The organism is Desertibaculum subflavum (assembly GCA_003576705.1).
GTDB classification, from domain to species: Bacteria; Pseudomonadota; Alphaproteobacteria; order Ferrovibrionales; family Ferrovibrionaceae; genus Desertibaculum; species Desertibaculum subflavum.
Genome location: QOZS01000055.1, coordinates 16,778 through 35,043, shown reverse-complemented (window position 1 = coordinate 35,043; position 18,266 = coordinate 16,778). Strand labels below are relative to the sequence as shown.

Sequence of the window (18,266 nt, the reverse complement as noted above, 5' to 3'; positions counted from 1 at the left end):
GCTCCACTCCGCATCGCTCAGATCAAACCGGGCCATCGCCAAGCTCCCATCCGTTTGGAAGCTTGAATCACAATCACGCCCTCAAGGGAATCCCTTTATGGGTACAGAACCTAGGCGCTATTCCTTGCGCAGGTGCTCGGGCGGCTGGTTCTCCGCCTCGCTTTCCGGCTCGCCGCGCAGCTTCGGCGCCGGCACCGTGGCGAGATTGTGGGCCGTGTTGACCAGCGCCACGTGGGAGAAGGCCTGCGGAAAGTTGCCGAGCTGGCGCCGCGCCCGCGGGTCGTATTCCTCCGCCAGCAGGCCGACATCGTTGCGCAGCGCCAGCAGACGCTCGAACAGCGCCCGCGCCTCGGCATGGCGGCCCATCATCGCATAGTTGTCGGCGAGCCAGAACGAGCAGGCGAGGAAGGTGCCCTCGCCGGGCGGCAGGCCGTCCACGTCGTCTTCCGTGTGGTAGCGATGCACCAGGCCATCGGAAATCAGCTCGCGTTCGATAGCGGCGACGGTGCCTTTGACGCGCGGATCGGTGGCGGGAAGGAAGCCGACCAGCGGCATCATCAGCAGCGAGGCATCCAACCGCTTGCCGCCGTAATACTGCACGAAGGCATTCTTTTCGGTGTCGAAGCCGTTGCGGCAGACGTCTTCGTGGATGGTGCGGCAGGCGGCCTTCCAACGGTCCACCGGGCCCGAATGGCCGAAATCCTCGATGCCCTTGATCGAACGGTCGAAGGCGACCCAGGCCATCATCTTCGAATGGGTGAAATGGCGCTTCGGCCCGCGCACCTCCCAGATGCCGTTGTCAGGCTCGTCCCAGTTCGATTCCAGGAAGTCGGCCAGCACCTTCTGCACCTCCCAGGCGTCGTCCAGCGCCTCGACCTTGTGCTTGCGCGCCGCGTGCAGACAGTCCACCACCTCGCCATAGACGTCGAGCTGCGACTGCGTATAGGCGTGGTTGCCGATGCGCACGGGCTGGCTGCCCTCGTAGCCCGCCAGCCCGTCGAGCTCGATTTCGGTCAGGCGCCGCTCGCCCATGATGCCGTACATGATCTGCAGCTGTGACGGCCGGCCGGCAACGGTGCGCAGCAGCCAGTCGCGCCAGGCCTTGGCTTCCTCCGTATGCCCCGAGACCAGGAGGGCGTACAGCGTGAAGGTGGCGTCGCGCAGCCAGCAGAAGCGATAATCCCAGTTGCGCACGCCGCCGATGCGCTCCGGCAGCGACGTGGTCGGCGCTGCGACGATGCCGCCGGTCGGGCTGAAGGTCAGCGCCTTCAGCGCATTGAGCGAGCCGATCACCGCCTCGCGCCAGGGGCCCTGATAGCTGCAGCGGCCGGCGAAGGCGCGCCACCAGGTCTCGGTACGGGCGAGCGCCTGGCGCGCGTTCTGCGCCAGCGGCGGCGGCGTGTGCGAGGGAAACCAGGTCAGACTGAACTCGGCCCAGTCGTTCGAGTCGATCTCGAACTCGGCGCGGGTATGGAAATCCTTGTTCGCGAGCGGGAAGGGCGCGACCAGCTCGACCGCGTTCGGGCCAGCGATCGCCTGCAAGCCGGTGGCGGTCCGGCGCAGCCACGGCATGGTGACGCCGAAGTCGAAGCGGAAGGTGAGGTCCATCTGCATCGCGACGGTGCCCTCCAGCCCGATCACGATGCGGAACACGTCGATGCGAAGCTCGGCCGTCGGCGGATCGAGAAAGTCGATGACGAGGACGCGGCCCTCGGCCACGCGGAACTCGGTCTCCAGGATCATCGTGTCGGGACGGTAGCGACGGGTCACCTTCGCCTTCGGGTCCTTCGGCGCGATCTGCCAGCGGCCGTTCTCGGCCGTGCCGAGCAGCGCCGCGAAGCAGGCCGGCGAATCGAAACGCGGCAGGCAGAGCCAATCGATCGAGCCGTTGCGGCCGACCAGCGCGGCGGTCTGCGTGTCGCCGATCAGGGCATAGTCCTCGATGCGCAATCCCATCCCTGCCATCCGCTCTGTCGCACAATCGGACGTAACGCCGCGCCGCGCCGATGCGTTCCCGCCCATGCGTATCCGGCCATGCGGTCCGCCGGGGCCGGCCTCGCCTGCGGCCGGCTGTCGCGGCATGATGGCCTTCGGGGGATTGCAGCATGGACATTCTGACGGCGCCACTGATCGAGATCGCCGGCATTCCGCTCACGCGGGCCGAAGCGATCGGCTTCATCGTGGCGCTGGCCTCGCTCGGCCTCGCCGTGCGCCGCGATCTGCTGACCTTTCCGGTCGGCATGGCGGCGCATGTCGTGACGATGCTGCTGATGGTCGGCTATGGCGGCTTCGGCCAGGTCGCGCTGCAGCTCGGCTTCATCGCGCTGGCGGGGCATGGCTGGTGGATCTGGTCCCGCCATCGCGGCAGCGACGGCCGCGTTGCCGTCGCCCGCATGGGTCAGGTGGAGCTGATCGTCTATCCCGTGGCGACGCTGCTGCTCGCCGTGCCGGTCGCGCTCGTCTATATGCGGAGCGGGTTCGGCCTCGGCGCCGGCAGCGCGCTGCTGCTGACGGGCGGCGTGGCGGCGCAGCTGGCGCTGAACTTCCGCCGGGTCGAGACCTGGATCATCCGCGTCATCGTGGATCTGGTCGCGCTCGGCGTGTTCGCCGGCTACGGCGCCTGGGCCGCCGTCGTCTTCCATCTCGTCTTCCTCGCGCTGGCGGTGAAAGGCTGGCTCGACTGGCGCCGGGCGCTCAGCGCGCAAAGTCCTCCGGAAAGTGACGCAGCGCACTCTCCACCGGCAGCGGCGTGAGGCCGCCGAGGGCGCAGAGCGAGCCGTCGCGCAAGGTGGTGCAGAGATCCTCGACCAGGGCGAGGTTCTTCTCGCGCTCGATGCCGGCGAGGATGCGGTCGATCACCTCGACACCGCGGGTCGAGCCGATGCGGCAGGGCGTGCACTTGCCGCAGCTCTCGATGGCGCAGAACTCGAAGGCGAAGCGCGCCTGCGCCGCCATGTCCACGGTGTCGTCGAACACCACGATGCCGCCATGGCCGAGCAGGCCGCCCGCCTCGGCCAGCGCCTCGTAATCGAACGGCAGGTCCAGCATCGCGGCCGGGAAATAGGCGCCGAGCGGCCCGCCCACCTGCACGGCGCGCACCGGCCGGCCGCTCCTGGTGCCGCCGCCGATCTCCATTACCAGCCGGCGCAGCGTGATGCCGAAGGCGACCTCGTAGAGGCCGCCATACCGCACATTGCCGGCGAGCTGCACCGGCATGGTGCCGCGCGACCGGCCGGCGCCGAAGTCGCGATAGAACCCGGCGCCACGTTCGAGGATGGCCGGCACGGCGGCAAGGCTCAGCACGTTGTGCACCAGCGTCGGCTTGCCCCACAGGCCGGCGATCGCCGGCACCGGCGGCTTCGGCCGGACGGTGCCGCGCTTGCCTTCCAGACTCTCCAGCAGCGACGTCTCCTCGCCGCAGATATAGGCGCCGGCGCCGAGACGAAGCTCGATATCGAAGCCATCGCCCAGCAGGCCGCCGGCCCGCGCCGCGTCCAGCGCGGCGGCGAATGTGCGCGCGGCATCGGGATATTCGGAGCGCAGATAGACGATGCCCTGTCGCGCACCGGTGGCGAGGCCAGCGATCATCATGCCTTCGATCAGCAGGAAGGGATCGCCTTCCATCAGCAGGCGGTCGGCGAAGGTCCCGCTGTCGCCTTCGTCGGCATTGCAGACGATGTATTTCTGGGCTCCGGCCGTCTCCAGCACGGTGCGCCATTTGCGTCCCGCCGGGAAGCCGGCGCCGCCGCGCCCGCGCAGGCCGGATGCCTCGATCTCGGCGACGATGTCGGCCGGCGCCATCGTCCGCGCGCGGGTGAGGCCGGCCAGCCCGCCGGCCGCGCGACAGTCGTCGAGCGAGCGCGGATCGACGACGCCGCACCGCGCGAAGGTCAGCCGCTCCTGGCCGGCGAACCAGGGATGCGTGTCGATCTTGCCGATCCGCTTGGCATGTGCGCCGTCGGAGAGAAATCCGGCCGCGAACAGGCTCGGCACGTCCTCCGCCGAGATCGGGCCATACCCGACGCGCCCTTCGGCGGTTTCGATTTCGATCAGGGGCTCCAGGAAGGCGGCGCCGCGCGATCCGGTGCGCACGATGCCGACGGCGATGCCAAGCCGCGCCGCCTCCGCCGCGATCGCCCGCGCCACCTCGTCGGCGCCGAGCGCGACTGCGGTGGCCTCGCCGGGGACGAAGATGCGTGGCCCGCCGGCCACGCGAGGCAAGAGCTCCGGCCTCGCGTCCCGTGCGGCCTCGATCGCGGCGATATCGGCCTGGGCGCAGAGCCGGCCATCGACCAGGGCGGAGGGGCCGGCCGCGCAGTTGCCGAGGCAATAGACCGGTTCCAGCGTGACCTGGCCGTCGGCGGTCGTCTCGCCCAGGCCGATCCCCAGCTGCGTCGTCAGTGCCGCTTCCAGCTCGCGGGCGCCGACCGCCTGGCAGGCCTCGGCGCGGCAGAGCTTGACCACGTGCCGCCCGGGCGGGCGGCGGCGCAGGTCGTGATAGAAGGTAAGGACACCGTGCACCTCCGCCCGGGTGAGGTTCAGTGCCTCGGCCACCAGCGGCACGGCGGCATCGGGTAGGTGGCCGAACGCATCGTTGAGAGCCTGCAGCATGAGGAGTGTCGCCCCGGGCCGCTCGCGCGCGCCGGCGATCAGCTCCCGTGCCCTGGCCTCGGTCCACGCCTCCACCGTCTTTGCCCTGCCGGCCCTTAAGGTTAGCGACAGGCGAGCCTAGCACCGGCCGGAGCGTGATGGCGCTCGCTTGTTCAGAGGGTGGGGCGGGGGATAGGCTCGTCCGGCGGGCCGCCACAGGTCCGCTAAGGAAAAGGGCGGATGATGGTCGGACGGTGGATGGGGATGCTGCTGGCGATCGGCCTTGCGTTCGGCGCCAGCGCGGCCGCGGCCAACCAGTTCGTCGTGGTCGCCTCGACCGAGGCGGCCTGGAAGCCCGGCCAGATCGTACCGGCAGGGACCACGTTCGACCTGCCGGCCGGCGGCAAGGTGACGCTGGTCGGTGCCGATGGCAGCCAGATCCATATCCGCGGTCCCTATCGCGGCACGCCGGCCGTGATTACCGGCGCGGCCGGCGCCGCCGCCGGCGGCGGCGAGATGCTGCAACAGCTGGCCCGGCTGGTGGCGCGCGAGCGGACCGAGACGGCCGCCCTCGGCGCCACCCGCAACGCCGACCTGTTGCAGGTGCCGGGCCGCGATCCCCTGGCGATCGACGTGACGCGGCCGGGCCCGCAATGCGTCGCCGCCGGCAAGTTGCCGGTCCTGTGGCGGGTGGGGAGCTCGCGTCCCGCCACGGGAACCCTGGTGCGATCCGGCACCGACCAGCAGGGTGCGATCCGCTGGGCCACGGGGAATCACAGCACCGATTGGCCGCAAGGCGTGGCGGCGATCGGCGGGGCGCGCTATGTCATCCGTCTGCGGGACCGGCCGCAGCCGACCGAGATCGAGCTGAAGCTGCTGCCGGGGAACCTGCCGAGCGTCGGGCACAAGGCGCTGTGGATGAACGAACAGGGCTGCGCCGACCAGGCGCGGTTGCTGCTGCAGACCGAGGACTGAACCAGCTTTGAACTATCGCCACGGATACCACGCCGGCAACTTTGCCGACGTGCTGAAGCATGCGGTGCTCGCCTGCGCGGCTCTGCGCCTCGCGCGCGCGGCCAAGCCGGTGCACGCGATCGACCTGCATGCCGGCGCCGGCCTCTACGACTTGCAGGCGCCGAACGCGCTGAAGACCGGCGAGTGGCGCGACGGCATCGGCCGCGTGCTGGCACAGGGCCAGGCGCCGGACGTGCTGAAGCCCTATCTCGACATCGTGCGGGGCGTGAACGAGAAGGGCGAGCTCCGCCACTATCCCGGCTCGCCCCTGATCCTGCGCGAGACCCTGCGTCCGCAGGACAAGATCTCGCTCTACGAGCTCCGGCCGGAGGACGAGCAGGCTCTGGCCGCGCTCTGCAAGGCCGACAAGCGGGTACGGGCGCGCCGCGCCGACGGCTGGAAGTCGCTCGGCGCCGAGCTCAAGCCCGCCGATGTCCGCCCGCTGGTGCTGATCGATCCGCCCTTCGAGAGCGACGCCGATTTCGACCGCTCGCTCGATGCGCTCGCCGCCGTGCGCACGCGTTCGCCGGCGGCGACCGCCATCGTCTGGCATCCGATCAAGGACGAGAAGCCTGTCGCGGCCTTCCGCGACAAGGTCAAGCGCTCGACCACCGACGCGCTGTTGGTGGCCGAGCTTGCCGTGGCGCCGCCCGTGAAGGGCGAGCGGCTGACGGCCTGCGGCCTCTTGATCCTGCGTCCGCCGCGCGGGTTGAACGACGACCTGTTCGCCATGCTGCCCTGGCTGAAGGACAAGCTCGCGCTGGCCGACGGCGCGAATGCGAGCTGGCGCTGGCTGATCGCGCCGAGGTGACGTTCGCCCCGTGACGTTCGCTCTCTCCGTGCTGGATCAGTCGCCGATCCGCTCCGGCTCCACCGCGGCGGCGGCGATCCGCGAGACGATCGAACTGGCGCAAGCCTGCGAGCGGCTCGGCTATCGCCGCTACTGGCTGGCCGAGCATCATTCCTCGGCGGGGCTGGCCGGCAGCGCGCCGGAAGTGCTGATCGCCGCGGTGGCGGCGCATACCTCGACCATCCGCGTCGGCTCCGGCGGCGTGATGCTGCCGCATTACAGCGCCTACAAGGTGGCCGAGGCCTTCCGGGTGCTGGAGACGCTCTATCCCGGCCGCATCGATCTCGGGCTCGGCCGCGCGCCCGGCTCGGATCACATCACCGCGCTGGCGCTCAGGCCTGAGGCGCGCAATTTCGGCGGCGACGAATTTCCGCAGCAGCTCGCGGATCTGCAGGGCTGGCTCGCCGGCCGGATGCCGCAGGGCCATCCGTTCGAGCGTGTGGTGGCGCAGCCGGCTGGACCGTCCGTCCCGGAGATCTGGATGCTCGGCTCGTCCGATGGCGGTGCGGCCTATGCGGCGCATTTCGGCCTGCCGTTCTGCTTCGCGCAGTTCATCGCCGGCGCCTCCGGCGCCGAGGTGGTGAAGGCCTATCGGCGCTACTACAAGCCGTCCGAGCGCTATCCATCGCCGCGCGCCTCGGCGGCGATCTTCGTGATCGCGGCAGAAACCGAGGCGGAGGCGGAATATCTGGGCGCCAGCCGGCGCCTCTGGCTGCTGCGCCATGCGCGCGGCCATGTCGGCGCCTATCCCTCGCCCGACGAGGCGCTGGCGCAGAGCTACTCTGCCGCGGAACTCGACTATATCCGCCAGCAATCCGGCCGCTCGATCATCGGCGCGATCGGGCAGGTGAAGACGCGGCTCGAGGCGATGGCGGGCGAATACGGCGTCGACGAGCTTGTCATTGTCACCATCACGCATGATCCCGCCGCGCGCCGCCGTTCCTACGAGCTGCTGGCCGAGGCGTTCTCTCTCGTGCCGGGATGAGCGCGCCGCGCCCGCTGCTGCTGCAGCGCCTGCCCGTGGCGCTGTTCGGGGCCGTGATGGGCCTCGCTGGGCTCGGCCTCGCCTGGCGTCGCGCTGCCGCCGCGATCGGCGCCCCGCCGGCGGTCGGCGAGACGCTCCTGCTGTTGGCTGCCCTGGTTTTTGCCGTCGTTCTGCTCGCCTATGCCGCCAAGCTGCTGCGTCATCGCACGGCGGTGGCGGCGGAGTTCGTGCATCCGCTGGCCGGCAGCTTCTTCGCTGCGATCGCCATCTCCGCTTTGCTGCTGGCCGCCGGCTTGACGCCACATGCGCCGGACGCGGCGCGGGCGCTCTGGATCGTCGGCGCCGCCGGCGAATACCTGGCGGCGATCGCCGCGGTGCGCGGCTGGATCGTGCGGGCGACGCCGCGCGAGGCGGCCAACCCGGCTTGGTTCGTGCCCGTGGTGGGCTGCATCGTGGCGCCGATCGCCGGCGCGCCGCTCGGCTTCGCCGGTGCCTCGTGGATCCTGTTCGGCACCGGCATCGTGGCCTGGCTGTTCCTGATGCCGATGGTGGTGCAGCGCCTGGTCTTCGAGGCGGTGGTGCCGGCGCCGGCCACGCCGACGATCTGCATCCTGATCGCGCCGCCCGCGGTCGGCTTCACCGCGCTCGACATACTGGCCGGCGGCAATGCCGGCGCCCCGGCGCATATCCTGTTCGGCGGTGCCGTCTTCTTCGCCGCGCTCGCGCTCAGCATGGCGCCGCGGATCGCGCAGGCGCCGTTCGGCGTGCCCTGGTGGGCGATGAGTTTCCCATCGGCGGCGCTCGCCGCCGCGGCGCTGCGCTATGCCGAGATCTATCCGTCGGCGGGGATCGCCTGGCTGGCCATCAGCCTGCTCGCGCTGGCGACGGCGCTGATCGCCTTCCTCGCCATGCGCAGCCTCGCCGCGCTCCGGCGCGGCGAATTCTTCTGATCGGTCGCGGCCTAACCCCGCTTGGCGAAGACGTCGCGGGCTTCTTCCAGGCTCGCCATCCAGCGCTTGGTGAGCACGTCGAAAGCCTCCGACTGCGCCTTGGTGGCGAGCTCGGTCAGCTCGCGCACGTTGCCGACCGCCTTCTCCATCATCTGCTTGGCGATCTCGGCCTGCTTGGTGCCGCTCTTGTCGGTGCCGTTGGCGCTCATCATGTCCTTCATCGCGCCGGAGAACTGCTCCATCGCGTCCTTCATGATCTCGGCCTGGCGGCGCGCCACGGTCTGAAAGCCGTCGGTCGCCAGCTGATTCGCCGTCTGCATGGCCTCAACATTGCGGGCATGCATCTGGCTCAGCTTTTCCATGTCGAATCCGCCGCTCATCGGCAGATCCTTGAACATCTTGGTCGGATCGAAATTGGGGAATGCGGAACCGTTGGCTGCCATGGTCGTCCCCCGTGCCGGGCGTGAATGGGAAGCGGGATCTGGTCCTGATCGACCGCTCGCGAGGTCGAAGAAGAGCACAGGCATTGTCCGCCGCGTGACCGGATGCGTCAAGCGACGCAAATGTTTATGATTTAATGCGTATCGGTGACGGTTTCGGCGGTCGTGCCGCCGCGTCGGGGCAACCGGCCGAGCAGGCCTGCCGCTTGGCGCAATCGCTTGTCGAGATGCGCCATCGTTCGCGCGGCATCCTCCGACGGATCGGCGAGCCAGACCCGGATCGTGTCGGCATAGATCGCCGACAGACCGCGGCGAACGACGAAGCCGCGCAGGCCTTCCGTCTCGATCCGTGCCGCGGCCAGCATCCAGCGCAGCGACCGGCGCAGCGCCAGCGCCAAGGTGCAGGCAAGGTCGGGATCGCACAACGCGCTCCGGCCCAATGCGCGGATCAAGGGCTTCCTCGGCGCCAGCAGGTCGAGCCGGGCCATGATTACCTCGAACAGGCGATCGCGCGGCGTCTCGTCCTCGGCGGTCTTGGCGGCATCGAGCATGCCGGCATCGATCCGGCCGAGCCACGTGGCGATCAGCGCGCTTTTGCCGGGATGCTGGCGGAGCAGCGCGGCGAGCGAGAGCCCGGCCGATTCCGCGATGTCGGCCAGCGCGACGGCGGCATAGCCGCGCGCCTCGAACAGGCCGAGCGCGACTTCCACCGCGTCGCGCGGTGCGTCGGCCGTCTTCTTGCGCCTGGTCTTGTTTGCCGCCATGCGGCGAAGGTAGGGGCCAGCCCGCTAGCCGGCAAGCTCGCGGCTGCGCCGGGTCGCCGCCGCGACCGCGCGCGTCATCAAGGGCTTGAGGCCGTCCGGCGCCATCAGTACCTCCAGCGCCGCCTGCGTCGTGCCGCCCGGGCTAGTGACGTTCTTGCGCAGCTCGGTCGGGCTCTCGGCCGCCTGGCGGGCCAGTTCGCCGGCCCCGCTGACGGTGGCGCGGGCCAGCTGCATGGCGAGATCCGGCTTCAGGCCGGCCGCCACGCCGGCCGCCGCCAGCTCCTCGATCAGCAGGAACACATAGGCGGGGCCCGAGCCGGAGACCGCCGTCACCGGGTCCATCAGCGCCTCGTCCTCCACCCAGGCGACTTCGCCGACGGCGCGCAACAGCTCGCCGCAGGTCTCGCGCGCCGCCGCCGTCACGTTGGCATTGGCACAGAGCACGGTGATGCCGCGGCCGACTGCCGCCGGCGTGTTCGGCATGGCGCGCACGATGGCCGTGCCCGGGCCGAGCGCCGCCTCGAATCCGGCGATGGTCTTGCCGGCGGCAATGGAGAGATAGGTCGCACCGGTGCCGGCGAAGCGGCGGAGCGGCGGTGCCGCCTCCGCCATGCTCTGCGGCTTCACGGCGATCAGCACGATGTCCGGCATGAAGCTCGCCGGCACCTCGTCCGACCGGGCGAACACGGCGATGCCCTTGGCGCGGGCGATCGCGGCGGCCCCCTGGGACGGCTCGACCACGACGGCGTCTTCCGGCTTCATCCCGCGGGCCAGCCAGCCGTCCAGCATGGCGCCGCCCATCTTGCCGCAACCCACCAGCAGGATGCGCGTGCCGGCCTGTGCCGCACTGCTCATGTTTCCTCTCCGCCCATGCTTCCCAGGCTTCGCCGCCGATGCCGAGCCGCCTATGCCTCGCCGGCCGTCTCGATCATGGCGGCGGCGATCGCTTCCTTCGGGCCCTTGCCGCCCCAGATGGCGAACTGGAAGGCCGGGTAGAAGCGCTCGCACTCGCTGAGCGCATTCTCCACCACCTGCTCCAGCGCGCGCATCGGCGGCGGCCCCTCCGGCAACAGCATGGTGTGACGGTACACGATCAGCCCGTCATCCTCCCACATGTCGAAATGGCCGAGCCACAGCTTCTCGTTGACCAGCACCAGCAGGCTGTGCAGGTCGCGCCGGCGCGCCGTGGGCGTGCGCAGATCGAAGGCGCAGGAAAATTGCAGGGCATTGCCCTCGGCCCGGCGGGAGAACCAGAGCTGGTACTCGGCCCAATGGCCGCCCACCCCGCAGACCAGTTCGTCATCGCCCTGGCGCTCGAACGGCCATTCGTTCTGGCTGACCAGACGCTCGACGAGGTCGAGGGCATTGTCGTCTTCGCGGCTCGATTCGATGTGGCGGCGAAGGCTCATCGGTCCGATCCCTTTGATACCTGTATGGCTATATCTCGTGTTTGCCGACGCGACGCGCCATATAGGTAGAGTATGGAGCGGTCGGCGCCGACGCAAGAGACACGCTGGTCAGAAACGCGGCATGAGGGCGAAAGTTGACCGATCTGCCACACCAGCGGGGCCGGGCTAGAGTGCGGAATCGGATCACAGGAGGAGACGATGGGCCGATTGCAGGGGAAGCGGGCGGTGGTGACCGGCGCCGCCAGCGGAATCGGGCGCGCCAGCGCCGTGCTGTTCGCCAAGGAGGGGGCGAAGGTGGTCTGCGTCGACCGGGTCGCCGAGGCGCTGGAAGGCACGCTCGCCGCTATCCGGCAGGCGGGCGGCACCGCGGTCGCGCAGGCCGCCGATGCCGGCGACGAGGCAGCGGTGAAGGCCTATGTCGAGCGCTGCGTGGCCGAGTTCGGCGGCATCGACGTGGTCTATGCCAATGCCGGGGTCTCCGGCGGCGGCACGCCGCTGCTTGAGCAGACCGTGGCGTACTGGAACGAGATCCTGCGCATCAACCTGATCGGGCCGTTCCTTGCCATCCGCCATGCCGCGCCGCTGATGGTGAAGCAGGGCGGGGGCTCGATCGTGATGACGGCTTCGGTCGCGGGGCTCCGCGCCAATGCCGGCATGAGCGCCTATGCTTCGAGCAAGGCCGGCGTGATCAGCCTGGCGCAGACCGCGGCCAACGCGCTCTACGGCACCGGCGTACGCGTCAATGCGGTTTGCCCGGGACTGATCGAGACCGGCATGACCAAGCCGATCTTCGACGGGGCACGCGCCCGCGGCAGCGAGGGCAAGATCGGGCAGCTCAATCCGATGCGGCGCGCCGGCCGGCCGGAGGAGATCGCCGCCATGGCGCTGTTCCTCGCCTCCGACGACGCATCTTATGTCAACGGCCAGGCCTATGCGGTGGACGGCGGGCTTTCTTCCACGCATCCTTTCGCCGGCGGCGCACTCAAGCTGAGCTGAGGAGGTCGAGATGGGCATACTCTCCTGGATCGTGATGGGGCTGATCGCCGGCGCGATCGCCAAGTTCCTGATGCCGGGCAACGATCCCGGCGGGTTCATCATCACGATCATCATCGGCATCGTCGGCGCCGTTCTCGGCGGCTTCATCGCCACCACGCTCGGCCTCGGCGACGTGACCGGCTTCAATATCCGCAGCCTGCTCATCGCCATCGGCGGCTCGGTCGTGCTGCTGGTGGTGTGGCGCGCCATCAAGGCACGGCGATGAGCGGCGATCCGGCTCCGCTCTCGCTCGACGAGACCCGCGCCATCCTGGCCCGCGCCGGAATCTCGCTCCCCGACGACGAGGTGACCCGATTCGCCCAGGCCGCCGCGGTGATGAAGGCGCAGGCGGCGCTGGTGCCGGCTGCCGCCTCCCTCGCCGACGAACCGGCGGTCGTGTTCGAGCCGGTCAAGGTGTCGCGTCAATGAGCGAGTTGCACGAGCTTGGCGTCGCCGAGGCCTCCAAGGCGATCGCCGCGAAGACAATCTCGCCGAGCGATCTGGTCGAGGCGTTGCTCGTCCGCATCGACAAGCTCAATCCGAAGATCAACGCCTTCATCCATCCGACCGCGGAAGCGGCGCAGGCCGCTGCGAAGATGGCAACTGAGGCGATCGCCGCAGGCCGCAGCCAGGGGCGGCTGCACGGCGTGCCCTTCGCCATCAAGGACATCTACGACACGGCGGGCGTCGCCACGACCGGCCACTCCAAGCTCTACAAGGCACGTGTGCCCCAGCAGGACGCCACCACAGTGGCCAAGCTCAAGGCGGCCGGCGCGATTTCCCTCGGCAAGCTCGCGACGCATGAATTCGCCACCGGCGGCCCCTGCTTCGACCTGCCCTGGCCGCCCGCGCGCAATCCGTGGAACCTCGATCATTTCACCGGCGGCTCGTCCTCGGGCTCGGGTGCGGCGCTGGCGGCGCGCCTGGTGCCGGCCGCGCTCGGCTCCGACACTTCGGGCTCGATCCGCAATCCGGCGGCCTATTGCGGCATCAGCGGCCACAAGCCGACCTACGGCCTGTGCAGCCGCGGCGGCGTCATGCCGCTGGCCCAATCGCTCGACCATGTCGGCCCGATGGCGCGCAGCGCCGAGGACTGCGCCTATCTCCTGACCGCGATGCAGGGTGCCGATCCGCGCGACCCCGCCGCGGCCGACCGCCAGCCGGAGAACTTCACCGCCACCCTGGATCGCTCCATCCGCGGCCTGAGGCTCGGCGTCGTGCGCCGCTGGCACGAGCGCGACATGACCGGCGATCCGGCCCAGATCAAGGCGTTCGACGAGGCGGTCAGGGCGATCGAGGCGCTCGGCGCCGAGACGCGCGAGCTCGACATGCCGCCGCTCGCCGAGATCGATGCCTGCTGCCGCACCATCCTGCATGCCGAGGCCTTCGCCGTGCACCGCGAGGATCTGCGCACCCGGTCGATGGACTACGCGGCGATGACGCGCATGCGCGTGCTCGCCGGCGCGGCGCTGACGGCGGAGGAATATATGCGCGCGCAGCGCTTCCGCCGCGTGCTGACACTGCGCATGACGGAGGCGATGCGCGATGTCGATGCCGTGCTCTGCTGCGTCTATCCCGCCCCGGCGCCGGAGATCGAGGCGATGGCGAAGGGACCCGCCATGGCCTTCGGTCCGCGCGGCATCGCCTCGCCGTTCAACATCACCGGTGGACCCGCGATCTCGGTGCCGTGCGGCTTCTCGGCGAAGGGCCTGCCGCTCAACCTGCAGATCGCCGGCCGCGCCTTCGAGGACGGCATGGTGCTGCGCGTCGCCCATGCCTTCCAGAAGGCGACCGACTGGCACAAGCGCGCGCCGGCGCTGTGAAGCACTCCGCCGACTCCATTGCACCTTATATTTTTCGTCGTGCCCGGGCTTGACCCGGGCACCCACGCGTCGGCGACGGTGATGCGGATGGCCGTGGATGGCCGGGTCAAGCCCGGCCACGACGTTGATGGTGATTCGTTTCACTGACTTGACCCTCGCGCCGTGGCGCGCGCAGTCTGCGCGCCACGCAGAAGCAGAAAGTTCCGGAGGAAACATGCGCGGACGCAACGTGTTCATGCAGAGCCTGGTCGCGCACGGCGTCGAGCATATGTTCGGCAATCCCGGCACGACCGAGAGCCCGCTGATCGACAGCCTCGCCGACTACCCGCAGATCAACTACGTCGTCGCGCTGCACGAAGGCGTGGCGCTCGGCGCCGCCAGCTTCTACGCGCAGGCGACCGGCAAGACCGCTATCGTGAACCTGCATGTCGCGCCCGGCCTCGGCAACGCGCTCGGCATGCTCTACGGCGCGCTGAAGGCGAACTCGCCGATGATCGTCACGGCCGGCCAGCAGGACACGCGCATGCGCTTGCGCGATCCGCTGCTCGGCCACGACCTCGCCGCCATGGCGGCGCCAGTGACCAAATGGAGCGTGCAGGTGGAGCGGGCCGACGAGCTCGGCCCCATCCTGCGCCGCGCCTTCAAGGTGGCGAACGATCCGCCTTGCGGCCCGGTCTTCGTCGCCCTGCCGATCGACGTGATGGAGCAGGAAACGGACGTGCCGCCGGCTGCGCCCGACCGGCTCTACCGCGCGGCGCGGCCCGATCCGGAAGGCGTGGCGGAAGCGACGCGGCTGATCCTGGCGGCGCGGCGGCCGGTCATGGTGCTGGGCGACGACATCGGGCGCGGCGGCGCGGCCGAGGCGGCGGTGAAGCTCGCCGAGCGCATCGGCGCCGCGGTCTGGGTCGAGGGCCTGCGCCATCACGCGAGCTTCCCGACGGCGCATCGCGCCTTCCGCGGCGCGCTGCCGTTCGACGCGGCGGCCATCCGAACGGCGCTGGACGGCGTCGACCTCGTTCTGCTCGCCGGCGGGCCGTTCTTCGAGGAGGTGTGGTTCGCGCCGGGCAGCGCCATCCCCGAGGGCGCCAAGGTGGTGCAGGTCGAGGCGGCCTATCCGCGCCTCGGCTACAACTTCCCGCTCGATGCCGGGCTGATCGGCGATCCGCTGGCCGCCCTCAAGGCGCTGCAGGAGGTGGTCGCCGGCACGGCCTCGGCCGACTATGCGGCCGGAGCGACGGCGCGGCTCGCCGCGCTCGACGACCTGAAGCAGACCGAGGCGGCCGCGCAGGCGGCGCGGGTCAAGAAGAGCTGGGACCGCACGCCGATGTCGATGGCGCGCGCCATGGCCGAGATCCGCGCGGCCACGCCGGGCGACGCGGTGCTGGTGGAGGAGACCATCACGGCGAACCAGGATCTCGCCCGCAGCTTCGACTTCGCCAGGCCCGGCGACTATCTGAGCGGCCGCGGCGGCGGTATCGGCCAGGGCCTCGCCGGCGCGATCGGCGCCAAGGTGGCGAACCCGCACCGGCCGGTGCTGGCGATCTCGGGCGACGGCTCGGCCATGTATTCGATCCAGGCGCTGTGGAGCGCGGCGCATCACGATCTCGCCATCGTCTTCGTCATCCTGGCCAATCGCGAGTATCGGGTGCTGAAGCACAATCTCGACATCTACCGCCAGCGCTTCGGCGTGCTGTCCAACAAGCCCTATGCCCATATGGATCTTGGCAATCCCGATCTCGGATTCGTCGAGATGGCGCAGGGCATGGGCGTCGCGGCGACCCGGGTGACCCGCGGCGAGGCGCTGCGGGGCGCGGTCGAGGCGGCGTTCAAGTCGGGCAAGCCGCACCTGATCGAGGCGCTGATCGAGGGCAAACGCTGACCAGCCCCGAAATCACGTCATGGCGATGGGGATTGGCGGGCAGCGGCCGGGGCAATAATGTCCCGGCCCGGCCGAAGCGTTCGGCCTTGGAGGGGCAGCGATGAGCGTATTGCGCGGGCGGCAGTTCTTCATGCATCCGGGGCCGACCAACATCCCGGACCGCGTGCTGCGCGCCATGGACCGGCCGGCCTCGGACTTCATGGGCAAGGACTTCCTGGAGATGCGGTTCCGCTGCGCCGACAGGGTGCGCGCGATCCTGAAGTCGAAGGAAGCGGTGGTGGTCTTCTATGCCTCGTCGGGCCATGGCGCCTGGGAGGCGGCGGTCGCCAACACGCTGTCGCCCGGCGACAAAGTGCTGGTCTGCCAATCCGGCTATTTCTCCGAGAACTGGGCGATCATGGCCAAGGCCTTCGGCGCCGAGGTCGAGACGCTCACGACGCCGGACCGCAAGGCCGTCGATCCCAAGGCGGTCGAGGCCAGGCTCGCCAAGGACGATGCGCGCGAGATCAAGGCCGTACTGGTGGTGCACAACGAGACCTCCACCGGCACCAAGCACCCGGTGGCCGAGATCCGCGCCGCCATCGACCGCGCCGGCCATTCCGCGCTGTTCATGGTCGACACCATCTCCTCGCTCGTCTCGTTCGATTTCCGCATGGACGAGTGGAAGGTCGACGTGGTGGTCGGCGGCTCGCAGAAGGGCCTGATGCTGCCGCCCGGCATGTCGTTCACCGGGGTCAGCGAGAAGGCCTGGAATGCCTCGCAGTCGGCGCGCAATCCGCGCCGCTACTGGGACTGGCGCAACCTGGTCGAGAACAAAAGGCAGGCGCGCTTCTGCGGCACCGCGCCGATCCATTTCTTCTTCGGCCTTGAAGCCTCGCTTGCGATGATCGAGGAGGAGGGGCTGGAGAACATCTTCATCCGCCATCGCCGCCTCGCCGACGCGACGCGCGCCTGCGTCAACGCCTGGTCGGCCGGCGGCGGGCCGGAAGTCTATCCGGTGGATGCCGCGGCCGCCTCGGATTCGCTCACCGCCGTGCTGATGCCGAAGGGCCACAACGCGGAGGACGTCCGCCGCATCGCCGAGGGCCGGTTCAACGTGGCGCTGGGCCGCGGCCTCGGCGCGCTTGACGGCCGCGTGTTCCGCATCGGCCATATGGGCGACCTGAACGAGCCGACCATGCTCGGCGCGCTCTCCGCGGTCGAGATGGCACTGAAAGTGGCCAAGGTGCCGCATGGCAAGGGCGGGCTCGACGCCGCGATGGCCGTGCTGGCGGCGTGAGTCGCGCAGTTCTCTGGACCGGTCTTGGGATTTCTCTGGCGTCAGCCCTATCTGCTGCTGGTCCTGACCACGCTGTTCTGGTCCGGCAATTTCGTGCTCGGCCGTGCCGTGCACGATGCGGTGCCGCCGGTGGCGCTCGCCTTCTGGCGCTGGGCCGGCGGCTTCCTGATCGTGTTGCCCTTCGCCTGGCCGCATCTGGCGCGTGATATCGCCGTCGTCCGCCGCCACCTGCCGTTGGTGCTGCTGCTCTCCGCGCTCGGCGTCGCCAGCTTCAACACCCTGGTCTATCTCGGCCTCGGCCGCACCACGGCGATCAACGGCCTGTTGATCCAATCGTTCATGCCGCTCGCCATCATCGCGGCCTCGCTGATGCTGTTCGGCGAGCGGATCAACCGCTGGCAGGCAATCGGGCTTGCCTTGTCGCTCGCCGGCATCGTCGCCATCGTGGCACGCGGCGAGCTCGCGACGCTGGCGGCGCTCGACGTCAATGCCGGCGACCTGCTGATCGTCCTCGCGATCCTCGCCTATGCCCTCTACACGGCGCTGCTGCGCCGGCGGCCGACCATGCATCCGCTCAGTTTTCTCGCCGTCACCTTCGGGCTCGGCGCGCTGATGCTGGTACCGTTATACGGCTGGGAGCATGTCGCCGTGCGGCAGCTCGCGGGCAATCCCACGACCTTCGCCGCCATCGCCTATGTCGCGCTGTTCCCCTCGGTGCTGGCCTACCTTTGCTACAATCGCGGGGTGGAGCTGATCGGCGCCAACCGGGCCGGTCAGTTCGTGCACCTGATGCCGGTCTTCGGCAGCCTGATGGCGGTCGCCTTCCTCGGCGAAAGCTTTCGCCTGTTCCATGCCATCGGCATCGCGCTGATCTTTGCCGGCATCCTGGTCGCCGCGCGGCGGGGCTGAGCCCGGTTCAGCGCCGCAGGCGCCGCCGCATGGCGAGCGTCGCGGTCAGCGCCAGCATGGCCATGCCGGTGAAGATGACCAGGATGATGATTCCAATACCGCCGAGAATTCCGGCGAAGGTGTCCCAGAATCCGAACTGGATCACCAGAAAGGCGAGCAGCAATACGATCACGAACGGCATCGCCCGGTCCTAGAAGATCAGCATCAGCACGCCGATCACCACGGCAAGGCCGATAAGAAATATGACCAGGACAGATTTGCCGAGAAACTCCAGCATGCCGTGTTCCTTGCTTCCGATCAGCGGTTAACCGCCAAGCGCCGCGATCCGTTCCCAGGCTT

20 protein-coding genes are annotated in these 18,266 nt (G+C 69.6%); 12 read left to right on the top strand and 8 right to left on the bottom strand.

Going from position 1 to position 18,266, the window contains the following annotated elements; all coding sequences use genetic code 11:
• Positions 1–117 precede the first annotated feature (117 nt).
• Positions 118–1,956: a glycoside hydrolase family 15 protein gene (locus tag DT074_RS22780; RefSeq protein ID WP_119422169.1), complete on the bottom strand. Its 1,839-nt coding sequence runs from the start codon at positions 1,954–1,956 to the stop codon at positions 118–120.
• Positions 1,957–2,105: 149 nt separating this feature from the next.
• Here DT074_RS22780 and DT074_RS22775 point away from each other — a divergent pair, with 149 nt between their 5' ends.
• Complete coding sequence (locus DT074_RS22775; protein WP_119422168.1) at positions 2,106–2,753, top strand: nicotinamide mononucleotide transporter family protein; 648 nt, start codon at positions 2,106–2,108, stop codon at positions 2,751–2,753.
• Here the strand turns inward: DT074_RS22775 and DT074_RS22770 are convergent.
• The gene (locus tag DT074_RS22770; RefSeq protein ID WP_119422167.1) at positions 2,695–4,686 is read right to left on the bottom strand and encodes an NAD(P)H-dependent oxidoreductase subunit E; all 1,992 of its coding nucleotides are present in this window, start codon (positions 4,684–4,686) and stop codon (positions 2,695–2,697) included. The genes DT074_RS22775 and DT074_RS22770 overlap by 59 nt on opposite strands.
• A gap of 144 nt (positions 4,687–4,830) precedes the next feature.
• On the opposite strand from DT074_RS22770, the gene DT074_RS22765 reads away from it, so the two are divergent.
• The 4 genes from DT074_RS22765 to DT074_RS22750 are packed head-to-tail and all read left to right on the top strand — an operon-like array spanning position 4,831 to position 8,389.
• Complete coding sequence (locus DT074_RS22765) at positions 4,831–5,565, top strand: hypothetical protein (protein ID WP_162915120.1); 735 nt, start codon at positions 4,831–4,833, stop codon at positions 5,563–5,565.
• 7 nt (positions 5,566–5,572) lie between these two features.
• Positions 5,573–6,415, top strand: coding sequence for a 23S rRNA (adenine(2030)-N(6))-methyltransferase RlmJ (locus DT074_RS22760; RefSeq protein ID WP_119422165.1), 843 nt, complete (start codon positions 5,573–5,575; stop codon positions 6,413–6,415).
• 10 nt (positions 6,416–6,425) lie between these two features.
• On the top strand, positions 6,426–7,439 hold the full coding sequence (locus tag DT074_RS22755; RefSeq protein ID WP_119422164.1) for an LLM class flavin-dependent oxidoreductase: 1,014 nt from the start codon (positions 6,426–6,428) through the stop codon (positions 7,437–7,439).
• Entirely contained in the window at positions 7,436–8,389 is a 954-nt protein-coding gene (locus DT074_RS22750; RefSeq protein WP_119422163.1) for an SLAC1 family transporter, read from the top strand. Before DT074_RS22755 ends, DT074_RS22750 begins: the two co-directional genes overlap by 4 nt.
• A gap of 11 nt (positions 8,390–8,400) precedes the next feature.
• Here the strand turns inward: DT074_RS22750 and DT074_RS22745 are convergent, their stop codons facing one another.
• The 4 genes from DT074_RS22745 to DT074_RS22730 form a co-directional block, all read right to left on the bottom strand.
• On the bottom strand, positions 8,401–8,832 hold the full coding sequence (locus DT074_RS22745; protein WP_162915119.1) for a phasin family protein: 432 nt from the start codon (positions 8,830–8,832) through the stop codon (positions 8,401–8,403).
• A gap of 131 nt (positions 8,833–8,963) precedes the next feature.
• Complete coding sequence (locus DT074_RS22740; protein ID WP_119422161.1) at positions 8,964–9,593, bottom strand: TetR family transcriptional regulator; 630 nt, start codon at positions 9,591–9,593, stop codon at positions 8,964–8,966.
• A 24-nt stretch (positions 9,594–9,617) separates the two neighbouring features.
• Positions 9,618–10,448 carry a pyrroline-5-carboxylate reductase gene (gene proC / locus DT074_RS22735; RefSeq protein WP_119422160.1) on the bottom strand — a complete coding sequence of 277 codons (831 nt, stop codon included), beginning with the start codon at positions 10,446–10,448 and terminating at the stop codon, positions 9,618–9,620.
• Between the two features lie 50 nt (positions 10,449–10,498).
• Complete coding sequence (locus DT074_RS22730; RefSeq protein WP_119422159.1) at positions 10,499–11,002, bottom strand: type III secretion system chaperone family protein; 504 nt, start codon at positions 11,000–11,002, stop codon at positions 10,499–10,501.
• Between the two features lie 198 nt (positions 11,003–11,200).
• Here DT074_RS22730 and DT074_RS22725 point away from each other — a divergent pair, with 198 nt between their 5' ends.
• From DT074_RS22725 to DT074_RS22695, 7 genes are all read left to right on the top strand, one after another.
• Positions 11,201–11,998, top strand: a complete 798-nt coding sequence (locus DT074_RS22725) for an SDR family NAD(P)-dependent oxidoreductase (RefSeq protein WP_119422158.1) — start codon at positions 11,201–11,203, stop codon at positions 11,996–11,998.
• Positions 11,999–12,008: 10 nt separating this feature from the next.
• Positions 12,009–12,263 carry a GlsB/YeaQ/YmgE family stress response membrane protein gene (locus tag DT074_RS22720; protein WP_119422157.1) on the top strand — a complete coding sequence of 85 codons (255 nt, stop codon included), beginning with the start codon at positions 12,009–12,011 and terminating at the stop codon, positions 12,261–12,263.
• Positions 12,260–12,466 (top strand): hypothetical protein, encoded by a 207-nt coding sequence (locus tag DT074_RS22715; protein WP_119422156.1) that lies wholly within the window; start codon positions 12,260–12,262, stop codon positions 12,464–12,466. Before DT074_RS22720 ends, DT074_RS22715 begins: the two co-directional genes overlap by 4 nt.
• Positions 12,463–13,860: an amidase gene (locus DT074_RS22710; protein ID WP_119422155.1), complete on the top strand. Its 1,398-nt coding sequence runs from the start codon at positions 12,463–12,465 to the stop codon at positions 13,858–13,860. Before DT074_RS22715 ends, DT074_RS22710 begins: the two co-directional genes overlap by 4 nt.
• Before the next feature lie 214 nt (positions 13,861–14,074).
• On the top strand, positions 14,075–15,739 hold the full coding sequence (locus tag DT074_RS22705; protein WP_119422154.1) for a thiamine pyrophosphate-binding protein: 1,665 nt from the start codon (positions 14,075–14,077) through the stop codon (positions 15,737–15,739).
• A gap of 100 nt (positions 15,740–15,839) precedes the next feature.
• Positions 15,840–17,018 carry a pyridoxal-phosphate-dependent aminotransferase family protein gene (locus DT074_RS22700; RefSeq protein ID WP_119422153.1) on the top strand — a complete coding sequence of 393 codons (1,179 nt, stop codon included), beginning with the start codon at positions 15,840–15,842 and terminating at the stop codon, positions 17,016–17,018.
• A 24-nt stretch (positions 17,019–17,042) separates the two neighbouring features.
• The gene (locus DT074_RS22695) at positions 17,043–17,927 is read left to right on the top strand and encodes a DMT family transporter (RefSeq protein WP_119422152.1); all 885 of its coding nucleotides are present in this window, start codon (positions 17,043–17,045) and stop codon (positions 17,925–17,927) included.
• A gap of 7 nt (positions 17,928–17,934) precedes the next feature.
• On the opposite strand, the gene DT074_RS28220 is transcribed toward DT074_RS22695, so the two are convergent.
• A complete protein-coding gene (locus tag DT074_RS28220; protein ID WP_162915118.1) occupies positions 17,935–18,108 on the bottom strand; it encodes a hypothetical protein in 174 nt (57 codons plus the stop codon).
• 9 nt (positions 18,109–18,117) lie between these two features.
• Positions 18,118–18,204, bottom strand: coding sequence for a small membrane protein YohP (locus tag DT074_RS28720; RefSeq protein WP_497746157.1), 87 nt, complete (start codon positions 18,202–18,204; stop codon positions 18,118–18,120).
• Between the last annotated feature and the right edge of the window lie 62 nt (positions 18,205–18,266).

What these genes read in the sequence shown, in the direction of transcription:
- DT074_RS22710 (WP_119422155.1), top strand. Translation starts at nt 12,463, where the DNA reads ATGAGCGAGTTGCACGAGCTTGGCGTCGCCGAGGCCTCCAAGGCGATC.
- DT074_RS22720 (WP_119422157.1), top strand. Translation starts at nt 12,009, where the DNA reads ATGGGCATACTCTCCTGGATCGTGATGGGGCTGATCGCCGGCGCGATC.
- DT074_RS22705 (WP_119422154.1), top strand. Translation starts at nt 14,075, where the DNA reads ATGCGCGGACGCAACGTGTTCATGCAGAGCCTGGTCGCGCACGGCGTC.
- proC (WP_119422160.1), bottom strand. Translation starts at nt 10,448, where the DNA reads ATGAGCAGTGCGGCACAGGCCGGCACGCGCATCCTGCTGGTGGGTTGC.
- DT074_RS28720 (WP_497746157.1), bottom strand. Translation starts at nt 18,204, where the DNA reads ATGCTGGAGTTTCTCGGCAAATCTGTCCTGGTCATATTTCTTATCGGC.
- DT074_RS22775 (WP_119422168.1), top strand. Translation starts at nt 2,106, where the DNA reads ATGGACATTCTGACGGCGCCACTGATCGAGATCGCCGGCATTCCGCTC.
- DT074_RS22730 (WP_119422159.1), bottom strand. Translation starts at nt 11,002, where the DNA reads ATGAGCCTTCGCCGCCACATCGAATCGAGCCGCGAAGACGACAATGCC.
- DT074_RS22725 (WP_119422158.1), top strand. Translation starts at nt 11,201, where the DNA reads ATGGGCCGATTGCAGGGGAAGCGGGCGGTGGTGACCGGCGCCGCCAGC.
- DT074_RS28220 (WP_162915118.1), bottom strand. Translation starts at nt 18,108, where the DNA reads ATGCCGTTCGTGATCGTATTGCTGCTCGCCTTTCTGGTGATCCAGTTC.
- DT074_RS22745 (WP_162915119.1), bottom strand. Translation starts at nt 8,832, where the DNA reads ATGGCAGCCAACGGTTCCGCATTCCCCAATTTCGATCCGACCAAGATG.
- DT074_RS22750 (WP_119422163.1), top strand. Translation starts at nt 7,436, where the DNA reads ATGAGCGCGCCGCGCCCGCTGCTGCTGCAGCGCCTGCCCGTGGCGCTG.
- DT074_RS22715 (WP_119422156.1), top strand. Translation starts at nt 12,260, where the DNA reads ATGAGCGGCGATCCGGCTCCGCTCTCGCTCGACGAGACCCGCGCCATC.
- DT074_RS22740 (WP_119422161.1), bottom strand. Translation starts at nt 9,593, where the DNA reads ATGGCGGCAAACAAGACCAGGCGCAAGAAGACGGCCGACGCACCGCGC.
- DT074_RS22765 (WP_162915120.1), top strand. Translation starts at nt 4,831, where the DNA reads ATGATGGTCGGACGGTGGATGGGGATGCTGCTGGCGATCGGCCTTGCG.
- DT074_RS22780 (WP_119422169.1), bottom strand. Translation starts at nt 1,956, where the DNA reads ATGGGATTGCGCATCGAGGACTATGCCCTGATCGGCGACACGCAGACC.
- DT074_RS22700 (WP_119422153.1), top strand. Translation starts at nt 15,840, where the DNA reads ATGAGCGTATTGCGCGGGCGGCAGTTCTTCATGCATCCGGGGCCGACC.